1 protein-coding gene is annotated in these 1036 nt (G+C 47.5%); it reads right to left on the reverse strand.

The genetic code is table 11. The features are described from left to right. Positions 1-1036: PilC family type IV pilus tip adhesin (pilC, locus tag HMPREF2959_RS08565; protein WP_246829045.1), on the reverse strand; the 1036-nt coding region annotated here is incomplete at both ends.

Genomic DNA, 1036 nt, shown 5'->3' on the forward strand with positions numbered 1-1036 from the left:
CATTTTGCACAGGTCCGAACCACAGCGCGGGGGCGGTCAGGGCGGGGGAAGGGGCTTTGGTACTCTTATTGGGGTTATTTGCGTTGATGCAGCGGCCTGCTTTGACTTCCGGCAATTTGAGTTTGACGCTGACTAATCCTTTCTCTTCATACGTCCAACTACCGCTGAAAAAGTTATTATTCTGTTTTTTCCATGCTTCCGTCGGCTCGATGCGTGTTTTCAAGGTACCCAAATCAACTGTTCCGACTTGCGCGATATTTTTGATTTGTTTTTTATCCAGCAAATGCAGCTTGGCGTTCAGATAAAAGGCGACGGCGTGGTGTTTGTCCTGATGGTTTTTATTATTCTGACTCTTGTAATCGTCTGTCGTATAAACGAGGTTTTTGCCTTTGTGTTGGCTGTCCGCACCATTTTGCTGCGTCACGTCCTCGCTAAAAGAAGATACCAAAGAACCTTGTCTCTTTGGTTTGAAGGAGCTCTCTCCGCCCAAATTGAAAGACACGCCCAACCAAGGATGATCCTTCAATTTGTAAATGGGCGAATTGTCGCGGCTTTTGTCTTCGTATATATCCAGCCCGCCGCCGTTTGTCTTTTTTGCCAAACTGGAATTGCCGAAGGTAAATTGGGTTCTATAGGCAACTGTAGGACAACCTCCGCTGGAGCATGTGCTACCTTCGTAGCTGTAGCCTACTAACCCAGGGTGGGTCGTACCAATCTGATCAACGGCATTTTTGCGCTCGGTCAGCTTAGCGGTATCAAAACCGGAAACCTTGCCGTAGGGCGGCAGGTAGGTCGCCGCGCCGAAAACGACAGCATCTTTTTTTTCAGCAACAACTTCATCTTTATTATTGAATGAGAAACTAACGCTTTTTTTGATTCTGAAAAAACTCGTATGGGTAACTTCGCGTTCATTGATTTTTTGCACCAATTTGTTATAGTCACCCCCCCACTTTACCTCAGGCAGATTTTGCGCGTTCATTACAATAGCGTATTTATGCGTTTGCGTTTGCGCTTGCGCCTGCCCCCCCCCCCCGCC

The sequence above is a fragment of the Neisseria sp. HMSC070F02 genome, from assembly GCF_001814225.1.
Taxonomy (GTDB): Bacteria; Pseudomonadota; Gammaproteobacteria; order Burkholderiales; family Neisseriaceae; genus Neisseria; species Neisseria meningitidis.